Source organism: Nocardia spumae (assembly GCF_020733635.1).
Taxonomy (GTDB): Bacteria; Actinomycetota; Actinomycetes; order Mycobacteriales; family Mycobacteriaceae; genus Nocardia; species Nocardia spumae.
In genome coordinates this window covers 4,406,436-4,429,224 of sequence record NZ_JAJFZL010000001.1, presented here as the reverse complement: position 1 = coordinate 4,429,224, position 22,789 = coordinate 4,406,436, and the positions used below count along the sequence as shown (strand labels likewise).

At 69.2% G+C, this 22,789-nt stretch carries 17 protein-coding genes and 1 pseudogene; 13 read left to right on the top strand and 5 right to left on the bottom strand.

Features of this window, described 5'->3' with window-relative positions; genetic code table 11:
• The first annotated feature begins 14 nt into the window (after positions 1-14).
• Positions 15-2,705, top strand: coding sequence for an ATP-binding protein (locus LKD76_RS19745; protein WP_227982800.1), 2,691 nt, complete (start codon positions 15-17; stop codon positions 2,703-2,705).
• Positions 2,706-2,720: 15 nt separating this feature from the next.
• Here LKD76_RS19745 and LKD76_RS19740 read toward each other — a convergent pair whose 3' ends face one another.
• Positions 2,721-3,545: an alpha/beta fold hydrolase gene (locus LKD76_RS19740; RefSeq protein WP_372465877.1), complete on the bottom strand. Its 825-nt coding sequence runs from the start codon at positions 3,543-3,545 to the stop codon at positions 2,721-2,723.
• Positions 3,546-3,806: 261 nt separating this feature from the next.
• Here LKD76_RS19740 and LKD76_RS19735 point away from each other — a divergent pair, with 261 nt between their 5' ends.
• The 3 genes from LKD76_RS19735 (at position 3,807) to LKD76_RS19725 (ending at position 7,270) form a co-directional block, all read left to right on the top strand.
• Positions 3,807-5,069, top strand: a complete 1,263-nt coding sequence (locus LKD76_RS19735) for a cytochrome P450 family protein (protein ID WP_227982798.1) — start codon at positions 3,807-3,809, stop codon at positions 5,067-5,069.
• Between the two features lie 72 nt (positions 5,070-5,141).
• Entirely contained in the window at positions 5,142-6,110 is a 969-nt protein-coding gene (locus LKD76_RS19730; protein WP_227982797.1) for a helix-turn-helix transcriptional regulator, read from the top strand.
• A 128-nt stretch (positions 6,111-6,238) separates the two neighbouring features.
• Positions 6,239-7,270, top strand: coding sequence for an alpha/beta fold hydrolase (locus tag LKD76_RS19725; RefSeq protein WP_227982796.1), 1,032 nt, complete (start codon positions 6,239-6,241; stop codon positions 7,268-7,270).
• 91 nt (positions 7,271-7,361) lie between these two features.
• Here LKD76_RS19725 and LKD76_RS19720 read toward each other — a convergent pair whose 3' ends face one another.
• Positions 7,362-7,685: a hypothetical protein gene (locus tag LKD76_RS19720; RefSeq protein ID WP_227982795.1), complete on the bottom strand. Its 324-nt coding sequence runs from the start codon at positions 7,683-7,685 to the stop codon at positions 7,362-7,364.
• Positions 7,686-8,086: 401 nt separating this feature from the next.
• Positions 8,087-9,157, bottom strand: coding sequence for an NAD(P)H-dependent amine dehydrogenase family protein (locus tag LKD76_RS19715; RefSeq protein WP_227982794.1), 1,071 nt, complete (start codon positions 9,155-9,157; stop codon positions 8,087-8,089).
• A gap of 313 nt (positions 9,158-9,470) precedes the next feature.
• On the opposite strand from LKD76_RS19715, the gene LKD76_RS19710 reads away from it, so the two are divergent.
• The 5 genes from LKD76_RS19710 (at position 9,471) to LKD76_RS19690 (ending at position 15,831) form a co-directional block, all read left to right on the top strand.
• Positions 9,471-10,211: a glucose 1-dehydrogenase gene (locus tag LKD76_RS19710; RefSeq protein ID WP_227982793.1), complete on the top strand. Its 741-nt coding sequence runs from the start codon at positions 9,471-9,473 to the stop codon at positions 10,209-10,211.
• Positions 10,212-10,375: 164 nt separating this feature from the next.
• Positions 10,376-11,911 (top strand): aldehyde dehydrogenase family protein, encoded by a 1,536-nt coding sequence (locus tag LKD76_RS19705; RefSeq protein WP_227982792.1) that lies wholly within the window; start codon positions 10,376-10,378, stop codon positions 11,909-11,911.
• Positions 11,912-12,155: 244 nt separating this feature from the next.
• Entirely contained in the window at positions 12,156-13,679 is a 1,524-nt protein-coding gene (locus LKD76_RS19700; protein ID WP_227982791.1) for an acetyl-CoA acetyltransferase, read from the top strand.
• Between the two features lie 40 nt (positions 13,680-13,719).
• A complete protein-coding gene (gene fadD8, locus LKD76_RS19695) occupies positions 13,720-15,336 on the top strand; it encodes a fatty-acid--CoA ligase FadD8 (RefSeq protein WP_227982790.1) in 1,617 nt (538 codons plus the stop codon).
• 291 nt (positions 15,337-15,627) lie between these two features.
• Positions 15,628-15,831 carry a cold-shock protein gene (locus LKD76_RS19690; RefSeq protein WP_227982789.1) on the top strand — a complete coding sequence of 68 codons (204 nt, stop codon included), beginning with the start codon at positions 15,628-15,630 and terminating at the stop codon, positions 15,829-15,831.
• A gap of 64 nt (positions 15,832-15,895) precedes the next feature.
• On the opposite strand, the gene LKD76_RS19685 is transcribed toward LKD76_RS19690, so the two are convergent.
• Positions 15,896-16,855: a LysR family transcriptional regulator gene (locus tag LKD76_RS19685; protein ID WP_227982788.1), complete on the bottom strand. Its 960-nt coding sequence runs from the start codon at positions 16,853-16,855 to the stop codon at positions 15,896-15,898.
• 395 nt (positions 16,856-17,250) lie between these two features.
• On the opposite strand from LKD76_RS19685, the gene LKD76_RS19680 reads away from it, so the two are divergent.
• From LKD76_RS19680 to LKD76_RS19665, 4 genes and pseudogenes are all read left to right on the top strand, one after another.
• The gene (locus tag LKD76_RS19680) at positions 17,251-18,393 is read left to right on the top strand and encodes a Glu/Leu/Phe/Val dehydrogenase dimerization domain-containing protein (RefSeq protein WP_227985317.1); all 1,143 of its coding nucleotides are present in this window, start codon (positions 17,251-17,253) and stop codon (positions 18,391-18,393) included.
• A gap of 247 nt (positions 18,394-18,640) precedes the next feature.
• Positions 18,641-19,015 carry a hypothetical protein gene (locus tag LKD76_RS19675; RefSeq protein ID WP_227982787.1) on the top strand — a complete coding sequence of 125 codons (375 nt, stop codon included), beginning with the start codon at positions 18,641-18,643 and terminating at the stop codon, positions 19,013-19,015.
• Between the two features lie 197 nt (positions 19,016-19,212).
• Positions 19,213-19,984: pseudogene (locus tag LKD76_RS19670) on the top strand (SDR family NAD(P)-dependent oxidoreductase).
• A gap of 127 nt (positions 19,985-20,111) precedes the next feature.
• The gene (locus tag LKD76_RS19665; protein WP_227982786.1) at positions 20,112-20,738 is read left to right on the top strand and encodes a DUF308 domain-containing protein; all 627 of its coding nucleotides are present in this window, start codon (positions 20,112-20,114) and stop codon (positions 20,736-20,738) included.
• On the opposite strand, the gene ligA is transcribed toward LKD76_RS19665, so the two are convergent.
• Positions 20,735-22,726: an NAD-dependent DNA ligase LigA gene (ligA, locus tag LKD76_RS19660; protein WP_227982785.1), complete on the bottom strand. Its 1,992-nt coding sequence runs from the start codon at positions 22,724-22,726 to the stop codon at positions 20,735-20,737. The two genes, LKD76_RS19665 and ligA, sit on opposite strands and share 4 nt — an antisense overlap.
• Positions 22,727-22,789 lie beyond the last annotated feature (63 nt).

Genomic DNA, 22,789 nt, shown 5'->3' with positions numbered 1-22,789 from the left:
AGGAGTGCGAGCGGATGGCGCTGGTCGGGCGGGAATCGGAGCTCAAATATCTCGACGAGATGATCGCCGGGATCTCCGAACGTGGCGGTGCGGTCCTGATCGAGGGCGAAGCGGGTATCGGCAAGTCCGCGTTGCTGCGGGAGCTGCTGGCCATGGCATCGGTCGCGGGCGTGCGGGCGGTGAGCGCGACAGGCGTTCCGGCCGAACAGGATCTGCCCTACGCCGGACTGCATCAGATCGTGTTCCCGCTGCGCGCGGGCATTCCGGCGCTGCCCGCCCCCCAGGCAGCGGCCCTCGACGCGGCCCTCGGGTTCGCGGAAGCGCCTGCGCCGACCGAGTACCTGATCGGCTCGGCGGTGCTGACCCTGCTGTCGGACCGGGCGGCCGACCAACCCCTGCTGGTCGTGGTCGAGGATCTGCACTGGCTCGATCGTCCGAGTGCGGCGGTGCTGGCCTTCCTGGCGCGGCGACTGGAATCCGAACCGATCGTGCTGGCCGCGACCGCACGTGACGGTGCCGGCACCCCGCTGTCGGACGCCGGACTCGCGGTGCTGTCGCTGTCGCGGCTGAGCGAGGACGAGGCAGCGCAATTGCTCGACAGCGACGTCCCCGGACTGGAGCGGGGCATCCGCGCGCGGGTGTTGCGCGCCGCGGACGGAAATCCGCTGGCGCTGAGGGAATTACGCGCGGATGTCGATGCCGCGGCGGCGGAACTTCCCCTCACCGACCGGCTGGAACGCGCCTTCGGTCTGCGCGCCGACCAACTGCCCGCGCCGACGCGCGCGGCGTTGCTGGTCGCGGCCCTCGACGAACTGTCGGTGGCGCAGACGCTGACGGCCGCGGCCCTGCTGCAGGGCGACCCGGTCGACGCCGGCGTTCTCACGCCCGCGCTCGACGCCCGCCTCATCGATATCGATTCCGGCGCGGTGCGATTTCGGCATCCGCTGATGTGCTCGGCGATCCCGGCGGCCGCCGAACCGGAGCTGCGGCGCCGGGCCCACGCGGCGGTGGCGGACACTCTGGTCGATCGGCCGGATCGCGCGGCGCGCCACCGCGCCGCCGCCGTCACCGGACCCGACGACACCACCGCCGACGACCTGGAAGCCACCGCCGAACGCGCTCTGCGACGCGGCGGTGTCGCGGCGGCCGTCACGGCCCTGGAGCAAGCGGCGTATCTGAGCGAGGCGGCACCGCGGCGCGCCGAGCGGCTGCTGCGTGCCGCCGAACTGGCGGTCGAGACCGGCGATCGCGACACGGTGACCAGGCTGCTCGACGCCGCCGGCGATCTCACACCCCGGCAGCGCGCCCTGGCGACCTGGCTGCTGAGCGGTTTCGACGACGGTGTCGGCGAGGATCCGGCCCGGGTGACCGAACTCGCGCGGCTGGCCGAATCCGTTGCCGCCGAAGGTGATCGGGAGTCGGCGATGCGGATCCTGTGGGCCACCGCGATGCGATGCTTCTGGTCCGAGCCGGGCCCCGAGGCGCGCCGGGTGCTGCTCGAGGTCGCCGACGCGATGTCGCTGCCCGCCGACGATCCCCGGATCGTCGCGATCACCGCGTACGTGGCGCCCTTCGAACGTGGTGCGCGGGTATGGGCCGCGCTGCGCGCGCTGGCCGGTACGACCGGCGCCGACCCGGAGGTGGACCGCTACCTCGGCAGTGCGTCCCTGCAGATCGGCGCCTTCGATCTCGCGTCGCGCTTCTCCGCCGCGGCCATCCCCGGCCTGCGTGCGCAAGGCCGGCTCGGCCTGCTGACTCGTGCGCTGGCGGTGCGGGCCTGGAGTTGCGCGCGCACCGGAGATCTGAGCGGCGCCGCCACCGCCGCCGCCGAAGCCGAGCGTCTCGGCCCGGAAACCGGCCAGCACTACATGTACGGGCTGGCGGTCGCGGTCACCGCCGAAATCGCCGCGCTGCGTGGCGATTTCGATGCCGCCGCCGATGCCGCCGACCGGGCGCGACGCATCGGGCTGGCCGTCGCCGCACGTCCGGTGCTGGCCACCGTGCAACGCGCCCGCGCTCTCATCGCACTCGGCCAGGGCCGGTACGAGGACGCGCTGGCCGATCTGCAACGCATCCTCGATCCCGCCGATCCGGCATATCAACCCGCGCTGCGCGGCTACATCCTGGGTGACCTCGCCGAGGCCGCCGTGCGATCGGGCCGCGCCGGCGAGGTCGAGTCGATCGTGGCCGAACTCGGCGACCTCGGCCGGCGCACACCGTCCCCGGCGCTGTGGATCGGAGTGCGGTGCGCGCGAGCGCTACTGGATCCCGCCGAGAACCGGTTCACCGCCGCGCTCGACGCCGATCTCACCGCCTGGCCGCTCGAACGGGCCCGGATACAGCTGGCCTTCGGTGAATGGCTACGGCGGCAGCGGCGCATCGTCGAATCCCGCGCGCATCTGCGGGCGGCCCGCGACACCTTCGACGCCCTGGGCGCGGGGCCGTGGGCCGATCGGGCCCGTCGTGAACTGCGCGGTGCGGGCGAGACCAGTCCGCGCCGCGATCCCGACGCCCGCGACACGCTGACCGCACACGAACTGGGTATCGCGCAATTGGCCGCCGAAGGGCTGACCAACCGCGAGATCGGGCAGCGACTGTATCTGTCGCATCGCACGGTGAGTACCCATCTGCACCGCATCTTCCCGAAACTCGGCATCACCTCGCGCGCCGAATTGGCCGGAGTACTCGCGACGGCCGGGGACTGACCGGGGGCGGGCGGTTCAGGATGTGCCCGCGTGTTCCTCGAAGAACCCAGCGATCAGCGAGTTGACCTGTTCGGGTACCTCCGCCGCGGCCAGATGCGCGGCATCGTCGAGGACGACCAGCCGTGCCGTGGGCACGGCGCGTGCCATGGCCTCCACCTCCGCGAGCGGAAAGGTGGGATCCTCGCGCCCCGCGATCACCAGCACCGGACAGGTGATGGAGGCGAACAGGGCGCGCTGGTCGGGCCGGCGCATCACCACCGACCGCACCGCCCAGGACACCGACGCGACGTCATGGGCCGCGGCGGCGGTCCGGACCCGGCCCACCACCTGCGGTCGTGTTCGCCTGCTGGTCGGGCCCAGGAAAGCCCGCACCACCGCCGGGGTCAGTGGCGGTCGCACGCCGCCGAGCAGTCGCGCGCACGTCAGCAGGAACGAGTATTCGAGTCGCTGGCGTCGTGGCGCCGGCGACGCGGTCCCGTTGAGCAGCACCGCGGTTCGCACCCGATCCGGGAAGGTCGCGGCGAAGGTGCCGCCGATCATCGCGCCCCACGAATTGCCGACGATATGCGCCCGGTCCACGCCGAGATGGTCGAGAACGGCGACCACGCATCGGGCGCATTCGCCGAAGTCGAAGACCCGGGTCAGCGGTGCGGACCGGCCGTGCCCGGGTGGATCGATCGCGACGGTGCGGTAGCGGCGGGAGAAATGGTCGACCTGGGCCTGCCACAGACTCGCGTCCATCAGCAGACTCGGCCACAGCACGATGGTCTCGCCGGTGCCCGCGACCGTGGCGTGCAGATCACCGAGCGGTGTGGTGACGATGATGTCGGAACCGGGCACGTGAACCATCCTCGCAGTGATTCGGACAACGGAGCGGTGTCGATTGTGCTCGCCGGGAGCGGGGCGCAGTTCACCAACCACGGGACGGCCGCCGCCGCACGGAAACCGTCTGCCCGGCAGTGGATTTCGCGAGCGCTCTTTCGGTGGGTGACAGCGCTCTTTCGGTGGGAGGCTGAGTGCGCCCGAGTGCGCGGTGGCCGGACGCGGTGGGCGTGATACTCGTCGGCGAATGCCGGGGCAGGGCCCGGCAAGGTGAAAGGAATGCCCGTGACCACCGCACTGCCCGCCTTTCCTGCCGCGAACGAGGCTCCGCTCGATACCTGCCTGCGGCTACGCGATATCGCCCCCGTCGTCGAGGTCGAGTTCCCCGGCGGGGTGGCGGGCTACCTCGCCCTGACCCACGACGCCGTGCGCGAAATCCTGGCGGGCGACAACGCCACCTTCGCCCGCGATCCGAAACATTGGCCCGATCTGCACAACGGAGTGATTCCACCGGACTGGCCGCTGCGCGCGGTCGTGCAGGGTGAGCATCTGTCGACCATGGACGGACAGGATCACCGGCGGCTGCGCGGCATGATCGGCAAGGCGTTCACCCCGGCCCGGGTGCAGGCGATGCAGTCGCGCATCCAGCAGATCATCGACGAACTGCTCGACGAGGTGGTGGCCGCCGGCGACGGGGTCGATCTGGTTCCGGCGTTCACCGAGGCGCTGCCGATGGCGGTGATCTGCGAGCTGTTCGGTATCCCGCCGGAAGATCGGAAGCGGCTGCGGAACTGGACCGCGGTGCTGTTGTCCCACAACACTTCTCCGGAGGAGGCGTTCGCCGCGCAGAACGGGCTGCTGACCTATCTGCGGGATCTGGCCGAGAGCAAGCGCCGCGAACCCGGCGACGATCTCACCACCGGACTGGTACAGGCCCGCGATCGCGACGACAAGCTGACCACCGAGGAACTGGTCGCGGTGCTGTGGATCATGCTGGTCGCGGGCCACGAGACGACGGTGCACATGCTCGGCTACGCGATCATCGCGCTGTCGCAACATCCCGAACAGCTCGCCGCCGCCAAGGCGGGGGACCGCTGGGCCGAGGTCGTGGAGGAGACGGTGCGCTACCGGCATTCGGTCATGATGACCAGCTGGCGGTTCACGCTCACCGATGTGACCATCGCGGGCGTCACGATACCGAAGGGCAATGCCGTCGGCGTGGTCTACCAGGCCTGCGGTCTGGATCCGCAGCGCTACGGCGACACCGCCGACAGCTTCGACATCGACCGCGAACAGCGCAGTGATCACCTCGGATTCGGGCACGGCCCCCGCTACTGCATCGGCGCCGGGCTGGCCCGGCTGGAGGGCCGGCTCGCACTGGCCTCGCTGTATCGGCGGCTGCCCGATCTCGAACTCGTCGTCGATCCGGCCGATATCGCCTATTCGCCGTCGTTCTTCACCATCGGACCGCTGTCGATTCCGATCCGGCTGGGCGCGGTGCCGCCGTCGGATCCGGCGCCGGCGGGTCACCAGGACCGGTGAGTGGCCGCGGTTGACCCGGTGGGGAAATCTGCCATGCTCGGCACCTGACACCTCGACGGATGGAGGGTCGCAGTGAGGCACTACCAGGTGACCGCGCGGAACTCACGAGCATGGACCACTATCGCCGACGGGTTCGTGCCCATGGATCACGACTACCGCGAAGAAGGGCACTGGGGCGCCACGCTGACCGTGCAGGAGTCCGTGGACCACCGGCTCCTGCACTGGGACCAGCGCGGCACCCGCACCTCCCATCGCACCGGTTTCCACATCCAGCGCGTGCCCGGGGACGATTTCTACTGGATCGTGTTCCCGCAGCAGGGCGGCTATACCGTGCGCTACCGCGATCAGGAGGTCGGAGTCGGGCCCGGCGGCGGTGTGGTGACCACCGTCGACGAGGTCTGCAGTATCCACATCCCGCAGTCGAAGGCCTACGCGTTTCAGGTGCCGCGCACCGAAATCGACAGTCGCATAGGGTCTCTCGCCGACCGCGCCCGGGTACTGACCCTCGATTCCGGCCTCGGTCGCATCACCCACGGCCTCATCCGCAGCACTCATGCCGAGGCGGGGGCGTTGACGGGCCGGGAGTTCGACGCCGTCTGCGGCCGGATCGCGGAACTACTGTGCATGCTGGCCCAGGGCGATACGACACCGCAGCGCAGCCATCACGGTCGGGTGGTCGACCAGGTCCGTCGGTACGTCCGCGCCAATCTCGGCTATCGCGATGTCCGGCTGCCCGCCGTGGCGGAGGCACTGGGCTGGTCGCCGCGGCAGGTGCGGACGCTCCTGCAACGGTCCGGCACCACATTTCGTGACATCCGGCGCGAGGAGGCATTACGCGCTGCCCGCAGCTCCCTGGAGGATCCGGCGTTCCTGAGCGTGCCGGTCCATCAGCTGGCGAGCCGGGTCGGCCTCACCCCGGCATGGTTCTCCACCGCGTTCAAGGAGGCGTTCGGTGAGACCCCGCGCGAATTCCGGCAGCGCCGCCACCGCGAGCTCTACTCGATATCGGCTCGTGACCCGGATCGCGCCGGGCCGCGGTGATCCGGCCCGGATGACGTACGTCGATACCGTCATCCGACGGGCGCGCCGGGGGGTTCGCGACTCATAACGTAGTGCTCATCCCAGCCGTGGCAGTGGGCGCGGCGGATGAGGACACGGGAGACGAGCGGATGTTCACCAGGAAACGATGGGCACAACTGGCCGCGGTAGCGGCGATCACGGCGTCGCTGGCGGCGTGCGCGCCGGGCGCCGAGGCGCCGTCGACCCCGACCCCGGCCTCGGTTCTGGGTGTGGGCGCCGGTGAACACACCGCTCTCGGGCCGATCGAACATATCCGCGCCGGGGTGCTCGATACCGCCTATGTCGAATACGGTCCGCAGAACGGGCCGGTGGTGGTGCTGTTGCACGGCTGGCCCTACGATCCGGCGAGCTACATCGACGTCGGCCCGCGGCTGGCCGCCCAGGGGTATCGGGTGATCGTCCCGTATCTGCGCGGATTCGGCCCGACCCGGTTCCTGTTCCCGGATACCGTCCGCAACGGTGAGCAGGCCGCGATCGCGCACGATGTCATCGCGTTGATGGATGCCCTGCACATCGACAAGGCGGTGCTCGGCGGCTACGACTGGGGTGCGCGCACCGCGGATGTGGTCGCCGCACTGTGGCCGCAGCGAGTGAAGGCGCTGGTCGCGGTGAGCGGATATCTGATCACCGATGTGGCCGCGCAGCAGCAGCCGCTCGCGCCCGCCGCCGAGGCCGGCTGGTGGTACCAGTACTACTTCGCCACCGAACGCGGCCGGCTCGGCTATCAGCGCAACGTGCACGATTTCGGCAAGTACATCTGGAAGACGGCCTCGCCGAAGTGGAACTTCGACGACGCCACCTACGCGCGTAGCGCCGGCTCGTTCGACAACCCCGACCATGTCGCCGTCGTCGTCCACAACTACCGGTGGCGGCTGGGGCTGGCACCCGGCGAACCCCAATTCGACGCCGAGGAGCGCACTTTGGCCGCGGGGCCCGTGATCTCCGTTCCAGCGATCACCATCGGCAGTGATTTCGACGGCGCCAATGCCGACGGGAAGGCCTATCGCGCCAAGTTCACCGGGGCCTACGACCACCGCGTCTTCGCCGGTGTCGGACACGACGTTCCACAGGAGGCGCCTGCGGCGTTCGCTCAGGCCGTGGTGGACGCCGATCACCTCTGACCGGCCCGAAGCCCGGCGCCCGCGTCGCGAGACCAGCGCGACGGGGGCGCCGGGCTCCCACTACGCCGAACCCGCGGCGCGCGTCCGGAATTCATTCACGCCGCGGTACTTCACCGGTGGCCCACCGGGCGTAGGTGTGTTCCGGCGACACCGTGATGACGTCGGTGATCTCGATGAGTTCGGCCGGTACGAGGTGACCGTCGAAATGGTCGGCGGTGGGGACGATGACCGCTTCGGCGTTGAGCTCGATCACGGTATCCATCAGCCGCTGGATCGGTTCGTGGGTGCCCGCGAGGATGATCTCGCTCAACTCGTAGCCCAGTCTTCGTGCCAGCGAACGTATCTGCGCCTCGTCCCATCGGCGTTGCCGCTGTGACACATCCGTGCGGAGATATCCGAGAGCCAGGAAGGTCATCTCAGTCCATCCTCGAGGTCGACCGTCCGCGCTGGCCGAGGCCGGACGGGTGAAACCGTCAGCATCTTTCTAGCAAATCCGACTGTAGTGGCGAATTTCGAGTTGCGACAACCCTTTGTCCTGAGGTCTGCCCGGGGGTGTCCTGTCGCGTTTGCTGATCGGGGTGCGTCGTTCGGCCAGGTGAGCCCGGTGGATTCGAGTTCGCCGTCGAGAAATGAATGGGTTGTGGTGCGCGGGAGGTCATTCCCATCGCCGCTCGGTGTCCGCTCCGCGGCCGGCTCCAATCCGGTCGCGGCGGGCGGATGTCGCCGCATACAGTCAGCAAACTATCGGTGGTCGATGCGGGCGTGGAATCGGAGGTGCGCGATCGACGAGCGGCGATGGCCTCGCGGTCGCCGAATTCAGTGCGGCAGTACGGTTCCGGCGATCAACGGCAGATCCAGTGAGGTGCGGATGCCCGGAGGCGCCGCGACCACGGCGGGGATGGCGTTGACGATGCGGCCCGCCGCCGCCACGATCGCGGCGTGGTTGTGGTCGCCGTGGCGACTGGTCGGGCAGATGTCGACGGTGTAGGACGGTTCACCGACGATCTCCACCCGATAGGAGCCGCCGGGTTGCGCGGGCCGGGGCCAGTCGGGACGCAGATCCTCGCGCAGCCGTGTGGTGTGCTCGATGACGATCAGGGGGCGTCCCTGTACCCGGCCCTGAATCTCGAACCGGATCGCCGCGACCGAACCCTTCGGGACCTGGCCGGCCGCGATCTCGAAAGTCTCCGGAGCCGGTTCGCGCTCATAGGATTCGGTGATCTCGTCGACGGTGACGTCCAGCCCGGCGGCGAGTTGCCGGATGGTGGTACCCCAGGCCAGTCTCAGCACACCGGGCTGCAGCAGCATCGGCACCTCGTCGAGCGGTTTGCCGAATCCCATGACGTCGAACATGACCGTCGCACCGTCGTAGGTCGCGTAGTCGGCGATCTCCGAGCACCGTATCTGCTCGATATCGCGGCAGGTGCCCGAAAAGGCCAGCGGGATCAGGTCGTTGGCGAATCCGGGATCGATGCCGGTGACGAAGACGCTCTTGCCGCTCGCCCGCGCGGCGTCCTCGATGGGCGCGAAGTACTTGTCCGGCAACACCTGCCAGGGATATTGGAGCATGCCGGGAGCGGAGCCGACCAGATCGACACCGGCCGCCAGAATGCTGCGGCAGTCGTCGAGCGCCTCGAGCGGCCGGGTGTCGCCCATCGCGCAATACACCGCGCAATCGGGTGCGAGCGCGAGTACGGCATCCAGGCTGTCGGTGGCGCGCACACCCGTGCTGACGTCCAGCCCGGCCAGTTCACCGGCGTCCCTGCCGACCTTCTCCGCGGACGAGACGCACACTCCGACCACCTCGAACCGCGGATCGGTGATGAGGCCGGCCAGTGCGAGCCGCCCGACATTGCCGGTGCCGATGTGAACGACACGAATGGGCATATTCTCTCCTCTGTCCATGGGCGCAGCCGACTGGCCCCGGGCGGCCGCGACCATGTCGGCCACGCGGGGGTTGTGTGCCGGAGCCGGTCGGCGGCCTTCTCGGCGGCGTCGATCGCGTGCGATCCGTCGCGGTCGACGAGACGTATGCCATGACTCTCCGATCGAGCCGTGCGGGATTAACCGGACAGAGTGCTGGACATGTGTCTGGACGTTACTGGCTCGATTGCGCCGGGGCAACCGCTCGCTCGGGGGCCGACCGGGGTGCTGGAAAGGTGTCTGGATTGTTGTCCAGAGTTCGGGTAGCGTCCCGGGTATGGGACGTGTAGACGGTAAAGTTGCGCTGGTCAGTGGGGGTTCGCGAGGTATGGGCGCGGCTCATGCCCGGCTGCTCGTGGCGGAGGGGGCCGCGGTGGTGATCGGCGACATTCTCGACGACGAGGGCAAGGCGCTGGCGGTCGAGCTGGGGTCGTCGGCGCGGTATGCGCACCTCGATGTCACCGAGCCCGAGCAGTGGAACGCGGCGGTGGCCACCGCGGTCGGAGAGTTCGGCAAACTCGATGTGCTGGTCAACAACGCCGGCATCGTCAACGGCAATTCGTTGCGCAGGTTCGAATTGGAGCAGTGGCGGCGGATTCTGGATGTGAATCTGACCGGGACGTTCCTGGGTATGCAGGCGGTGGTCGATCCGATGATCGCCGCGGGGGGTGGCTCGATCGTGAACGTCTCCTCGATCGAGGGGTTGCGCGGTGCGCCGTGGGCGCACGGTTATGTCGCCACCAAGTGGGGTGTGCGCGGCCTGGCGAAGTCGGCCGCACTGGAACTGGCGCATCACAACATCCGGGTGAATTCGCTGCATCCGGGTCTGATCCGGACCCCGATGACCGCCGATATTCCCGATGATCTGGTCACGATCCCGCTGGGTCGTCCGGCGCAGCCGGAGGAGGTGGCGACGTTCGTGTTGTTCCTGGCCAGTGACGAGTCGTCGTACGCCACCGGATCGGAGTTCGTGGTCGACGGCGGGCTGGTGGCGGCGGTGCCGCACAAGACCTCCTAGTCCGGGCGTCGGGCCCGTCGCGCCGTGTGGGAAATTTAGAACAGGTTCTCGCCAAGGGTAGACAGATTTGATAAGTTGTCTACAAGTCCGTGGGGATGTCCTGGTGCGCGATGGGCTCGACCGCGACATCCCTTGTGTTACACAGCAATCACGAGGGGAAGACGATGGCCATCGTGCACGCACTGCCGACGACCGACAGCGACCGGCGCAAGCTGGCCCTGGAGAGTCCGGTGGACCGCCGGCACATCGGTGAACTCGAGGTGCAGACCGCCGCCGAGGTGCAGGAGGCGGTGGCGCGTGCGCGTGCGGCGCAGCCCGCGTGGGCGGCGCGCGGTATCGCCGAACGCGTCGAGATCCTGCGAGCCGCGATCGGTGTGATCGTGGCCCGGCGCGCGGAGATCGTGGAGACCATCCGCGCCGAGACCGGTAAGCCCGAGGCCGAGGCGCTCGGCGTCGAGATCGTGCCGGCCTGCGATTTCCTCAACTACTGGACCGCTCGGGCGCGCCGCGATCTGCGAGCGCATCCGCAGAAGATCCACGGCTACCTCAAGCCGTTCAAGAAGCTCTACATGCAGTATCAGCCGCTGGGTGTGATCGGTGTCGTCACGCCGTGGAACGCGCCCTTCGTGCTGTCGCTCAATCCGGTCGTGCAGGCGCTGGTCGCCGGAAATACGGTCGTGTTCAAGCCGTCGGAGGTGACCCCTCGCTCCGGTGAGTGGGTGGCGCGGGTACTGCACGAGGCCGGAGTGCCCGCCGATGTCGTGCAGGTGCTGCACGGTGACGGTGAGACCGGCGCGGCGCTGGTGGATGCCGATATCGACAAGGTGTGTTTCACCGGCAGTGTCGGTACCGGACGCAAGATCGCCGCCGCGTGCGCGCCCCGATTGCTGCCCTACACACTGGAATTGGGCGGTAAGGACGCGATGATCGTGTGCGCCGACGCCGACCTCGAGCGCGCCGCCTCCGGCGCGGTGTACCTGTCGATGTTCAACACCGGGCAGGTCTGTATGAGTGTCGAGCGCATCTACGTCGTCGACAGCGTCGCCGACGAGTTCATCCGGCTGGTGACCGAGAAGGCGGCGGCGATCACCCACGGCCCCGGTGAGACCGATATGGGTCCGCTGTTCTGGGATCGCCAGCGCGACATCGTGGTCCGGCATATCGACGAAGCGCGGGACAAGGGCGCCGATATCGTCGTCGGCGGTGCGGCCGATGCGGGCGAGGGCCTGTACTTCCAGCCCACGGTGGTGATCGGTGTCCATCACGATATGCAGTTGATGACCGAGGAGACCTTCGGGCCCGTCGCGGCGATCATGCGGGTGCGAGACGAGGACGAAGCGGTCCGGCTGGCCAACGACTGCAAATACGGTCTGAGTGGTTCGGTGTTCACCAAGGATGCCGCCAAGGCTCGGCGCATCGCGGCCCGGCTGACCACCGGATCGGTGGTGCACAACGACGCGGCCGTGATCTACGGCGTGCCCGAAGCGCCGTTCGGCGGCCGCAAGGACAGCGGTGTGGGGCAGGTCAACGGCACCGGCGCGCTGCGTGGATTCACCCATGCGCAGCCGGTCCTGATCGATCGGTGGCAGCCGAAGCGGGAGAGCATCTGGTACCCGTACTCGGAGAAGACGATTCAGAGTCTCGACGGCCTCATCCGCTACGGATTCGGTAACCGGATCGTGCGGCGGCTGCTGTCGTGAGGTCGCTCCGGGTGGCGGGCGATATCTAGAACAGGTTCCAGTTTTCGTGATAGCGTCCCCGGCATGGGACGCGTAAGCGGCAAGTCGCACTCATCAGCGGAGGTTCGCGCCGGATGGGTGCCGCCCATGCGCGGTTGCCGGTGGTCGACGGCGGCCTGGTGACCGCGGTCCCGCACAAGTCCTGGGCCGGGCGAGGTGATCGGCGCGTCGGTATCCGATGATCCGGCGCGATACGAGGCGGTAGGTGTTGATTGATCCACGGACCCCGGTGATCGTCGGTGTCGGGCAGATTTCCGACAGTATCGACGGACCGGACTATCGGCGGATGTCGTCGGTGGAGCTCGCGGCCGAGGCGTCGCGGCGGGCCATCGCCGACACCGCGGCCGACCTCTCGCGGGTGGCCGCATCGATCGAGCTCATCGCCGGTGTGCGGCAGTTCGAGATCTCGGGGCCGATGCCCGCTCCGCTGGGCCGGTCGGACAACTATCCGCGCTCGGTCGCCGGGCGGCTGGGAATCGCCCCCGCCCGCGCGGTCCTCGACGTCGTGGGCGGTCAGGGGCCGCAGCGCCTGGTCACCGAATTCGCCGCCGCGATCGCCGCGGGGCGGCTGGAGACGGCCCTGATCATGGGGTCGGACGCGATATCGACCGAACGCTTCTACGCTCGCCGCGACGACAAACCCGACTTCACCGAAACCGCCATCGGATCACTCGAGGACCGCGGCTTCGGATACGAGATGTTCATCGACGAGAACCTGATCGAGCATTCGGTCATAGGTGCGCCGACCCAGTACGGGCTGCTCGAGAACGCCCGCCGCGCCCGGCTCGGAGCAGGTCCGGCCGAGTACCGGCGGCAGATGGCGGAGGTGTTCGCGCCGTTCACCTCCGTCGCCGCGAAGAATCCGCTGGCCGCCTCGCCGGTCGTGCGCACCGCCGACGAACTGGCCACGGTCGGTGCGGACAATCGGATGATCTGCGACCCGTTTCCGCGGCTGATGGTCGCGCGCGATCTGGTCAACATGGGTGCGGCGGCGCTGGTGATGTCGGTGTCGCGGGCACGCGAGCTCGGCGTGCCGCCGGAACGGATGGTCTATCTTCGCGGCCACGCGGATCTCGAAGAGCAGTCACTGCTCGAACGCGCGGACCTCGGTACCGCGCCGACGGCGTGGACGGCGGCCCGAGAAGCCTTGCGGGTGGCGAATATCGGGCTCGACGAGGTGTCGACCTTCGATCTGTACAGCTGTTTCCCGGTCGCGGTGTTCAACTTCTGCGACGGCATCGGCCTGTCCACCACCGATCCCCGTGGTTTGACCGTCACCGGCGGGCTGCCGTTCTTCGGCGGTCCCGGCAACAACTACTCGATGCACGCCATCGCCGAAACCGTCGGCCGGATGCGGGAACATCCGGGCGCTTTCGGACTGGTCGGCGCCAACGGCGGCATCATGAGCAAATACTCCGTCGGCGTGTACTCGACCGCGCCGGCGGACTGGGCCGCCGATCGCAGCGCACAACTGCAGCAGGAGGTCGCGCTCACCCCCGCCGTCACGGTGCGTCGCCGGGCCGACGGCCCGGCGCGGATCGAAACCTACACCGTGCGCCACGCATTCGAGCCACGCACCGGAGTGGTCGTCGGGCGATCGCAGGCCGACGGCAGCCGGTTCCTGGCGACGATGGCGCCCGAGAGTCTCGGCGCGGTCGATGACCCGATCGGCCGCGACATCATCGTCACGTCGAGTGCGAAGGGCAATACCGCGGTCATGGTGTCGTGAACGCAACAGCAACACCGGATTCGCCGAGGATCGGAGAGAAATGATCGAAACTGCACCAACCACAATGGATCCCGCGACCCGCCTGCGGCTGCCGCTGCACAACGGCCACGCTCTGCTCGCCGGGCTGCGGCGGCACCGCCGCGAGCCGGTCATGACGCTCGGCGACACGATCCTCACCGGCGCCGATGTGCTCGATGCCATCAGCCGCTACGTGTCCGCCTTCGCCGAGCACGGCGTCGTCACCGGCACGCCCAGTGCGCTCCTGGCGCTCAACCGCCCGGAGGTGCTGTTCATCCTCGGCGCCGGACAGGTGGCCGGGCATCGGCGTACCGCGCTGCATCCGATGGGCGGGCTCGACGATCACGTCCATGTCCTCAACGATGCCGCGATCACGAGCCTGGTCATCGACCCGCAGCCGGCGTTCGTGCAGCGGGCCCGGGAACTGGTCGATCGAGTGCCCGCGCTGAACAAGGTCCTCGTCCTCGGCCCGGTGCCGCCGGAACTGTCCGATGTGGGTATCGACCTGATCGCCACCGCGGCGCAATTCGAGCCGCGGCCGATCGAAGCGGTGGATCTGGAACCGGACGCGGTCATCTCGATCAGCTACACCGGCGGCACCACCGGAAAGCCCAAGGGCGTGATCGGCACCGCCGCCACGATGGCCACCATGACCCAGATCCAGCTGTCGGAATGGGAATGGCCCAAGCGCCCGCGCTTTTTGATCTGCACCCCGCTGTCACATGCCGGCGCTGCCTTCTTCCTGCCCGTCGTCGTGCTCGGCGGCCAATGCGTGGTGCTGCCCCGCTTCGACGCCGGAGACGTGTTGCGCGCCATCGAGGAACACCGCATCAGCGCGACGATGCTGGTGCCGTCGATGCTCTACGCACTGCTCGACCACCCCGATATCGACAAGCGTGATCTGTCGTCGCTGGAGACGGTCTACTACGGGGCTTCCTCCATCGATCCCGCCCGCCTGACCGAGGCGATCGAGCGTTTCGGCCCGATCTTCGCCCAGTACTACGGCCAGTCCGAGGCGCCGATGGCCATCAGCTACCTCGGTAAGAGTGAACACGATCAGGCCCGCCTGACCTCCTGTGGCCGGCCGTCGGTCGCACTGCGCACCGCACTGCTCGGATCCGACGGGCGCGCGGTGGAGCGTGGTGAGGCCGGCGAGATCTGTGTATCCGGCCCGCTGCTGGCCGGTGGCTACCTCAATCTGCCGGAGGTGACCGCGGAGACGTTCCACGAGGGCTGGCTGCATACCGGCGATCTGGCCCGCGAGGACGAGGACGGCTTCTGGCATATCGTCGGCCGCAGCAAGGACATGATCGTCACCGGCGGCTTCAACGTGTTCCCGCGTGAGGTCGAAGACGTCGTCGGCGCGCATCCGCGGGTATCCGGTGTCGCGGTGGTCGGTGTCGCGGATGCGCGCTGGGGCGAGGCGGTCACGGCCGTCGTGGTCCTCACGCCCGGCACCTCGGACGACCCCGCCGCCGTCGCGACCGTGATCGAGGAGATCGGTGCGGAGGTCAAGCGCCGCAAGGGTTCGGTGCAGGCGCCCAAACATGTGCTGATCGTCGACGAGCTGCCCTTGACCGGGCTGGGCAAAATCGACAAGAAGGCGGTGCGCGCCCACGCCGAAGCCCAACTCGCCTGAGTTCGTCGCCCGCGCATCGATACCCACCGGGGGCGAGGTGATCTCCGCCCCGGTGGGCATCGGGACGGCCTGACGGACGCGACCGCTCGGCCGGGCGAATCTTTGCGGATTCCATACCGGCGCCCGCCGGATCCGGTCGGAGTTCACACAGTGAGTCGAGCCTGCGCGCATCGATATCCGGGCAATCGCGACCTGCCGGTGTGGGGAGGTCCGCCACGGTATGAGATGCTGAGTACCGGGCACGAGCTGTTGACATGATCGCTCGGCTCGCAACAGGAAGTAAAAGATAAAGTGTCGCAAGGCAGTGTGAAGTGGTTCAACGGCGAAAAGGGCTTTGGATTCATCGCCCAGGACGGGGGAGGCCCCGACGTTTTCGTCCATTACTCGGAGATTTCCGGCTCCGGCTTCAAGTCCCTCGATGAGGGACAGCGTGTCGAGTTCGAGGTCACCCAGGGCCAGAAGGGTCCGCAGGCCCAGAGCGTCCGCGCCATCTAGGAGCTGACTCCCACCGAAACCCGCGCCCCGGCGCGGGTTTCGTGCTTTTCGCGGGGGTTCGTGTTCACGGCGCCGGCGGCACCGCCTGCACCCCGGTCGGGGTGGGTAGTGCGGCGTCGGCGCCCAGGCCCTTCGCCGCCGCGGCGGTCCGGATCGCGTCCACGACGAGCAGCAGCGCCGCCCGCCGCGCCGTCGTGGTGCGGTAGGCGAGCGAGACGGTCCGGGTGAGCACGTCACTGAGCGCGAGGATGTCGACGCCCGGCGGGCGCAGCGCCAGGCCCAGGTCGGATACCAGCGTCACACCCAGACCGGACGCGGCCATGGCCATCGCCGTGGGCTGCTCCTCTACTTCGTGGTCGATCCGCGGTGACATCCCCGCCGATTGGAAGGCGAGCCGGGCGGCGTGGCCGAAGTGCGACCGGGCCGGCGCGAGGATCCACGGGTGGTCGACCAGTTCGGCCAGCGACACACTGGCCGAGGGCACCGCACCGGCCGGGACGGCGGCATAGATCCGCTCGACCGCGATGACCGCTCGTTCCAGGCCGGCATCCCAGGTCATCGGATAATTCGAGTAGTCGAGTACGAACGACAGATCCAATGCGCCGTCGCGGACCGCCGCGGCGGTCGCTTCCGGAGCGAGCTCTCGGGTTCGCACCAGGATGTTCGGATGGGTGCGGGCGAGGGTGTTCAGCGCGTCGGGCAGCAGACCGGAGGCCACCGACGCCCATACACCGGCGGTGAGCTTGGCCGATACCGATTCGCCGGCCTCCTCGAGGGCCTGGGTCGCGCGCTCGACCGCGTCGAGGATCTCCTCGGCGTGTTCGGCGAGCAGGACGCCCAGATCGGTGAGCTGCACCCGGCGCCCGCGGCGCTCGAACAGCCGGCTGCCGACATCCCGTTCCAGCTGGGCGAGCTGCTGGGAGACCGCCGAGGCGGTGTAGTGCAGCGCCGTCGCGGCGGCGGTGATCGTGCCGCGCCGATGCAACTCGCGCAGCATTCGCAGTCGGGCCAGCGACAGGTCCATACGAACGAGCCTAAAGGGCCGACGAGCGGGGCAACTCCCGGAGTCGGGGGGAGCCGGGCGGAGCGGCGCGCGAACCCGCTGTGCAGGAACGCTGAACACAGCCGTGAACAAACCGTAAATAGACGGGGGGTGTAGTCCGGCCGCACGCTGGTGGCACCGGATGTGAGCCATCGGCGAGACGACGGAGTCCGCACGGGATGTGACGCCAGCCAGCGTCTCCCGATGGGTGGTGGTTACCGGCACTGAGCCCGACGAGGAGGTAATTCGCCGTGACGACGATGCAGAACCCAGTCGAGGGCAACCCGCAGACAGGGAATACCCCGCAGGTGACCGCCCAAACAATTCCGACCGTCCCGGTCGCGCCCGCACCCGCCATCGGCCGTTCCGAACCGTATATGCGCCTGCAGTGGACGGATTCGCCGACCGGTGCGGTCGGCTACCTCGTCGTGCACACCCTGCGCGCCGGCCTGGCCACCGGTGGCACCCGGATGCGGGCGGGCTGCACCGTGGGCGAGGTCGAGGATCTGGCACGCGGAATGGCCAACAAGACCGCCACTTTCGACCTCCCCGTCGGGGGCGCCAAGGGCGGGATCGACTTCGACCCCAAGGATCCGCGCGCGCTGGGCGTGCTGGAACGCTTCTGCGAAGCCATGCGCCCGTGGATCGACGCGCACTGGGTGACGGCGGAGGATCTCGGCGTTCCGCAACATCTGATCGACGAGGTCTTCGAGAAGCTCGGCCTGGGGCAGAGCTATCACGCCGCCATCAGTCGCGCCGTCGACCCGTCCGCCACCCTCGAACGGGTCCGGAAGGGGCTGAACGCGGCAGTCGACGGCGGCTTCCTGCTGGGCGATGTGATCGGCGGCTACGGGGTCGCACACGCCTGCCTGGCCGCCGCGGTCTCGTGGGGGCAGGGACCCGCCGAGACGACCGTCGCGATCCAGGGCGTCGGCACGATGGGTGGGTCCGCGGCCTACTACCTGCACGAGGCCGGAATGAAGGTCACCACTGTGGCGGATGCCGCCGGCACGCTGTACTGCGCCGATGGGCTGGACATCCCCGCGCTGCTGGACCTGCGTGACGGCTTCGGCGAGATCGACCGCGCACGTCTGCCCCAGGGAATCGATCAGCTGCCCCGCACCGCGATCCTGTCCGCCGACGTCGACATCCTCGTGCCGGCGGCGATCTCCTACGCCATCACGCCGGACAACTCCTTCGATGTCCGGGCCCGCATCATCGTCGAGGCCGCGAACGCCGCGACCACGCCGGAGGCGGAGGCCATGCTCGCCGCGCGCGGCGTCCCGGTGGTTCCGGACTTCGTCGCGAACGCCGGTGCGGTGGCCTGGGCCTGGTGGCTGCTGCTGGGCCAGGTCGACGACGTGCCGGAGAACTCGTTCGACCGGCTGCGCACCATCATGCACAGCAAGGTCGCGCAGCTGCTCACCGCGTGGACCGACGAGAAGGTGACACCGCGCGAGTCCGGCCATCGCTGGGCCGACGACCCGGCACCCGTGGCCGGTCCGGTCGTCATTCCCTGACCGCCTCGCCAGGTGCGGGCGGGGAGTGGTCGACGGGGATGCCCGCCGGTCGGCACGCTCCTCACCCGCGCCGGTGCTTCGCCGGCGGCACCTGCCTCGCGTAACACGCCGACTCTCGCGGCCGTATCCGTGGCCGGTCCGCTCGTCGACGCACCGGACTCCTTGTCGCACAGCCGTATCGCCGCACCGGCGGGCCGGGGTCACCCACGCGACGGCGTACGGATACTTCTCGGCCAAACAGCATCTGGTGACCGAGGCGTACTGGCACCGAATCCGGCAATGGTGTGCGACACCGGTTTCCGGTGACAGCGCGTTGCGGCGCCTGGCGGAAGTGTTCACCGAGATGGGTGAACTGATGGCGACCGAACCCGAACTGAGCACCGCGGCCTCGGCCGCGGTCCTGAGCCGCGATCCCGATGTGGCGCAGTTGCGTACCCGCATCGGCGCGGCGATCAACGACCGATTGCGCGCGGCGGTGGGGCCGCAGTGCCCGGGCCCGGTGCTGGAGGCGCTCGACATCGCGGTCAGCGGTGCGATGGTCCAGGCGGGCATGGGCTATTCGACCTACTCCGAGATGGCGGTGCGACTGACCCGGATCGCGCGCCTGCTCATCGACGAATAGACCTGGGCGCCTGAGGATTGCCGCGCGCGGCGTGGCGCGAGCGGGTGAGAGAGGAACAGGTGCAATAGTTCGATCGTGCCGAGAGGGAGTCGTTGCGGCCGAGCCGGCTGGAGATCGACCGGCGCGCCCGGGAGCAGCCCGCCGTGGCCGGAGCCCGAGGTCTCGGAGTAGCCCGGAAGATGATCAACGACAGTACGATCGGGCCGCGCTGGACGATGTCCGACGCGGGCGATCAGACCGGCCGGGTCGCTGTGATCACCGGCGCCGATACCGGCATCGGACTCGAAACCGCGCGGGCCCTCGCCCGTGCGGGTGCCACCGTGGTGCTGGCCTGCCGCACGCCGGCCCGGGCCGAGACCGCACGAGCCGACATCCTGACCACCGCACCGGCCGCCGACGTGCACACCGTGCGGATCGACACCGTCGATCTGAGCTCGGTCACCGGGTGCGCGGCGCGGGTGCGCGAGCGATGGCCGGTCTCGACCTGCTGATCAACAACGCCGGTGTGATGGCCAGTGCGCCCGGCCGCACCGTCGACGGATTCGACATCGATTTCGGGACCAACTTTCTCGGCCATTTCGCGCTGACGGGCCACCTGATCCAGGCACTGACCGCCGCGCCGGCCGCCCGGGTCGTGACCGTCAGCAGCATCACCCACCGCAGTCGCCGCGCAAGCCTGGACGCTGGTGCAGCTCGTCTACCGCCCCCGATCCGGCCGCTCTCACCGGATGGTTCACCCAGAGCCCGGCCGGTGGCGCGCAGCCGATCCTGCGGGCGGCGCTGGATCCGGCCGTTCGCGGTGGCGACTTCTACGGTCCCGGTGGACGTTTCGAACTCATCGGCCCACCTGTGCCGGTCCGGATCTCCGCCCGCGCCAGCGACCCCGAACACGGCGCACGGCTGTGGGCCGTGGCAGAAGAACTCACCGGCGTCCATTTTCTCGACGATCGGGCCGGGGCCGGGAGGTAGCCCCGTACAGCGGTCGGCTGAATCCGCCGATGACGTACGTCGACATATACGTCGGTCGACGGATGCCGGGCGAGTTGTTCCAGCGCGACAGTGGGAGCCGGTCACAACGATTGAACGGAGTACTCCCATGAACAGTCGAACGCCCTCGGTTGCCGCGTCCGGCCGCTCGTCGCTCATCCGGTTGTTCGCCATTCGCGGTGTGCTGGCGGTGATCTGGGCCCTGGTGTTCGCCTCCGCCCACCAGACGCTCGGCGCGATCGCGGTGATCCTGCTCGTGAGCTATCCGCTGATCGATGCGGTGTCGTCCGTCGTCGACCACGCGGCGACCGCCGACCCTTCGGCACGACGCGTCACCGCCGTCAACGGAATCGTCAGCGCCCTCGCCGCCGTGGCGGTCGGGATCGCCGGGGTGACCGGTGGCGTGCCCGCCGTGCTGGGTGTCTTCGGCGGCTGGGCGGTGGTGTCCGGTGCGGCGCAACTGGTCGTCGGCCTGCGCCGCCGGAGCGCGGCATCGGGTCGGCAGTGGCCGACCTTGATCTCGGGCGGGCTGTCCGTCCTGGTCGGTGCGTTCTACATCGTCCAAGCCACCGGCGCGGATCCCAGTCTGGACGTGCTTTCGGTCTACGCGACCGGTGGCGGCGTGTTCTTCCTGCTGCAGGCGTTGCTGCTGGTGGTCGAGAGTCGCCGGCAGCGCACCGTCGCGGCGGTGAGCGAGGCAGACCGGACCCTCGACCAGCAGCACGCCGCGGGCTAGACGACCTTGGCGGCGATGAGCAGATCCCAGATCTCGCCCTGATCGACGACCTCGACGCCGAGCTTCTCCGCCTTGGTCAGTTTGCTGTCGCCGACTCCGGCGCCGGTGATGAGCAGGTCGGTGTTCGCCGACACCGACGACGCGGCGGTCGCACCGGCCTTCTCGCACAGGCGCTGAAAGGTCGGGCGAGCGACCTTCTCCCCGGAGCGCGGGTCGCTGATCGCGCCGGTGATCACCACCGTCTTACCGGCCAGCGGGGCGCCGGCCGCGACGACCGGCGGGAGGTCCTCCTCCCGGACGTCCAGGTTCACGCCCGCGGCGCGCAGCCGTTCGAGTTCGGGGCGCAGCCGGGTGAGGTGCTCGACCAGGGATGCGGCGACCTTCGGGCCGATGTCCTCGACCGCCACGAGCCGTTCCTCACCCGCGTCGGCGACCTCCTCCAGTGATCCGAAGCCCGACCGGGCCAGGCGGGCGGCGGTGCCGTCGGAGGCCATCGGGATCGCCAGGCCGATCAGCGCGCGGCGCAGGCCGACACCGCGACTCGTGTCGATCGAATCGATCATGCGCGCGGCCGATACCTCGCCGACCCGGTCGAATTCGAGCAGCCGCTCCTTGGTGAGCGTGTAGAAGTCCGACGGGCGCTCGAGGATGCCCGCCTCGGCCAGCCGCTCGATCCACACCGGCCCGATGGCCTCGATGTCGGCCGCCGCCCGCGACGCCCAGTGGATCAGCCGGCGCACCGTCTGCGCGGGGCAGGAGACGTTGGTGCAGAACAGTTCCCGGCTGTTGCCCTGTTCGGTGACCGGATGCCCGCACGAGGGGCAGGCGGTGGGCGCGACGATCTCGCGTTCCTCGCCGGTGCGCGCGGACGCGTCGAGCACACCCGCCACGAACGGGATCACATCGCCCGCACGCCGCACCAACACCGTGTCCCCGATCTTGATATCGCGGGCCCGGATCACCTCCTGATTCGCCAGCGTCGCCTTCGTGACCGTGGTGCCGCCCACGAAGACCGGCTCCAGCCACGCGACCGGGACGATCTTGCCGGTCTTGCCGACATCCCAGACCACGTCGGCGAGCAGGGTGGTCTTCTCCTCGGCGGCGAACTTGAACGCCAGCGCGCCACGCGGGGAGCTCGATCGAGTTCCGGCGGCCGCGTAGGCGTCGCGGTCGGCCAGGCGAAGCACCGCGCCGTCGATGTCGTAGTCGAGCTCGTTGCGGCCCTGTTCGATCGCGCCGATCGCGGCTTGGGCCTGCCCGGCGTCGGCGCAGAGCCGCATCTGCGCACCCGCGACCCCCAGCGCCCGCAAACCTTCCTCCAGATCGACCGCGGCGCCGCCGGAATCGGTGTCGAGGTCGAAGCCGAAGAACCGCAAGCGTCGTTCGGCGACAGTGGCGGGATCCTTCGCGCGCAGCGTGCCCGCCGCCGCGTTGCGCGGATTGATCAGCGGCTTGTCCGGATGCGCGGCGTTGTAGGCGACGAAGGTCGACCGCAGCATCACCGCCTCGCCGCGGACCTCCACCCGTCCCGGCACATCGATCCGTTCGGGAACGCCGTCGACCAGGGCGCGGACCAGCATCGTCACATCGTCACCGGTGGTGCCGTCGCCTCGGGTGACCGCTCGCACCAGTTGCCCGTCCTCGTAGACCAGCGCCAGCGACAGCCCGTCGAGCTTCGGCATCACCACCACCGGCTGGCCGGGGAAGCGATCGAAGAACGCCGCGACCTGTTCGGGTTTGGTCGCCTTCTCGAGCGACAGCATCGGACGCGAGTGCCGGATCGGGGCGTGTAACACCGCGGGCGCGCCGACCTGCTCGAGCGGATTCGGGTCCGGCGTGAGTTCCGGATGCGCCTCGATCAGGCCGCGCAGCTCGTCCTCGATCGCATCGAACTCGGCGTCGGCGACCAGCGGCGAGCCCTGATAGTAGGCATCGCGCAGCACCACGATCCGATCCGCGAGCTGTTGAATACGTTCCCCAGTGTCCACAGCACCAGACGCTACCGAGACCCACCGACACCCGGTGGCGCTCGGGTGTCGGTGGTCCTGCCC

Coding starts and splice junctions, on each gene's coding strand:
- LKD76_RS19735 (WP_227982798.1), top strand. CDS start 3,807: ATGCCCGTGACCACCGCACTGCCCGCCTTTCCTGCCGCGAACGAGGCT.
- LKD76_RS19665 (WP_227982786.1), top strand. CDS start 20,112: ATGAACAGTCGAACGCCCTCGGTTGCCGCGTCCGGCCGCTCGTCGCTC.
- LKD76_RS19745 (WP_227982800.1), top strand. CDS start 15: ATGGCGCTGGTCGGGCGGGAATCGGAGCTCAAATATCTCGACGAGATG.
- LKD76_RS19710 (WP_227982793.1), top strand. CDS start 9,471: ATGGGACGTGTAGACGGTAAAGTTGCGCTGGTCAGTGGGGGTTCGCGA.
- LKD76_RS19680 (WP_227985317.1), top strand. CDS start 17,251: ATGCGCCTGCAGTGGACGGATTCGCCGACCGGTGCGGTCGGCTACCTC.
- LKD76_RS19720 (WP_227982795.1), bottom strand. CDS start 7,685: ATGACCTTCCTGGCTCTCGGATATCTCCGCACGGATGTGTCACAGCGG.
- LKD76_RS19685 (WP_227982788.1), bottom strand. CDS start 16,855: ATGGACCTGTCGCTGGCCCGACTGCGAATGCTGCGCGAGTTGCATCGG.
- LKD76_RS19725 (WP_227982796.1), top strand. CDS start 6,239: ATGTTCACCAGGAAACGATGGGCACAACTGGCCGCGGTAGCGGCGATC.
- fadD8 (WP_227982790.1), top strand. CDS start 13,720: ATGATCGAAACTGCACCAACCACAATGGATCCCGCGACCCGCCTGCGG.
- LKD76_RS19715 (WP_227982794.1), bottom strand. CDS start 9,157: ATGCCCATTCGTGTCGTTCACATCGGCACCGGCAATGTCGGGCGGCTC.
- LKD76_RS19705 (WP_227982792.1), top strand. CDS start 10,376: ATGGCCATCGTGCACGCACTGCCGACGACCGACAGCGACCGGCGCAAG.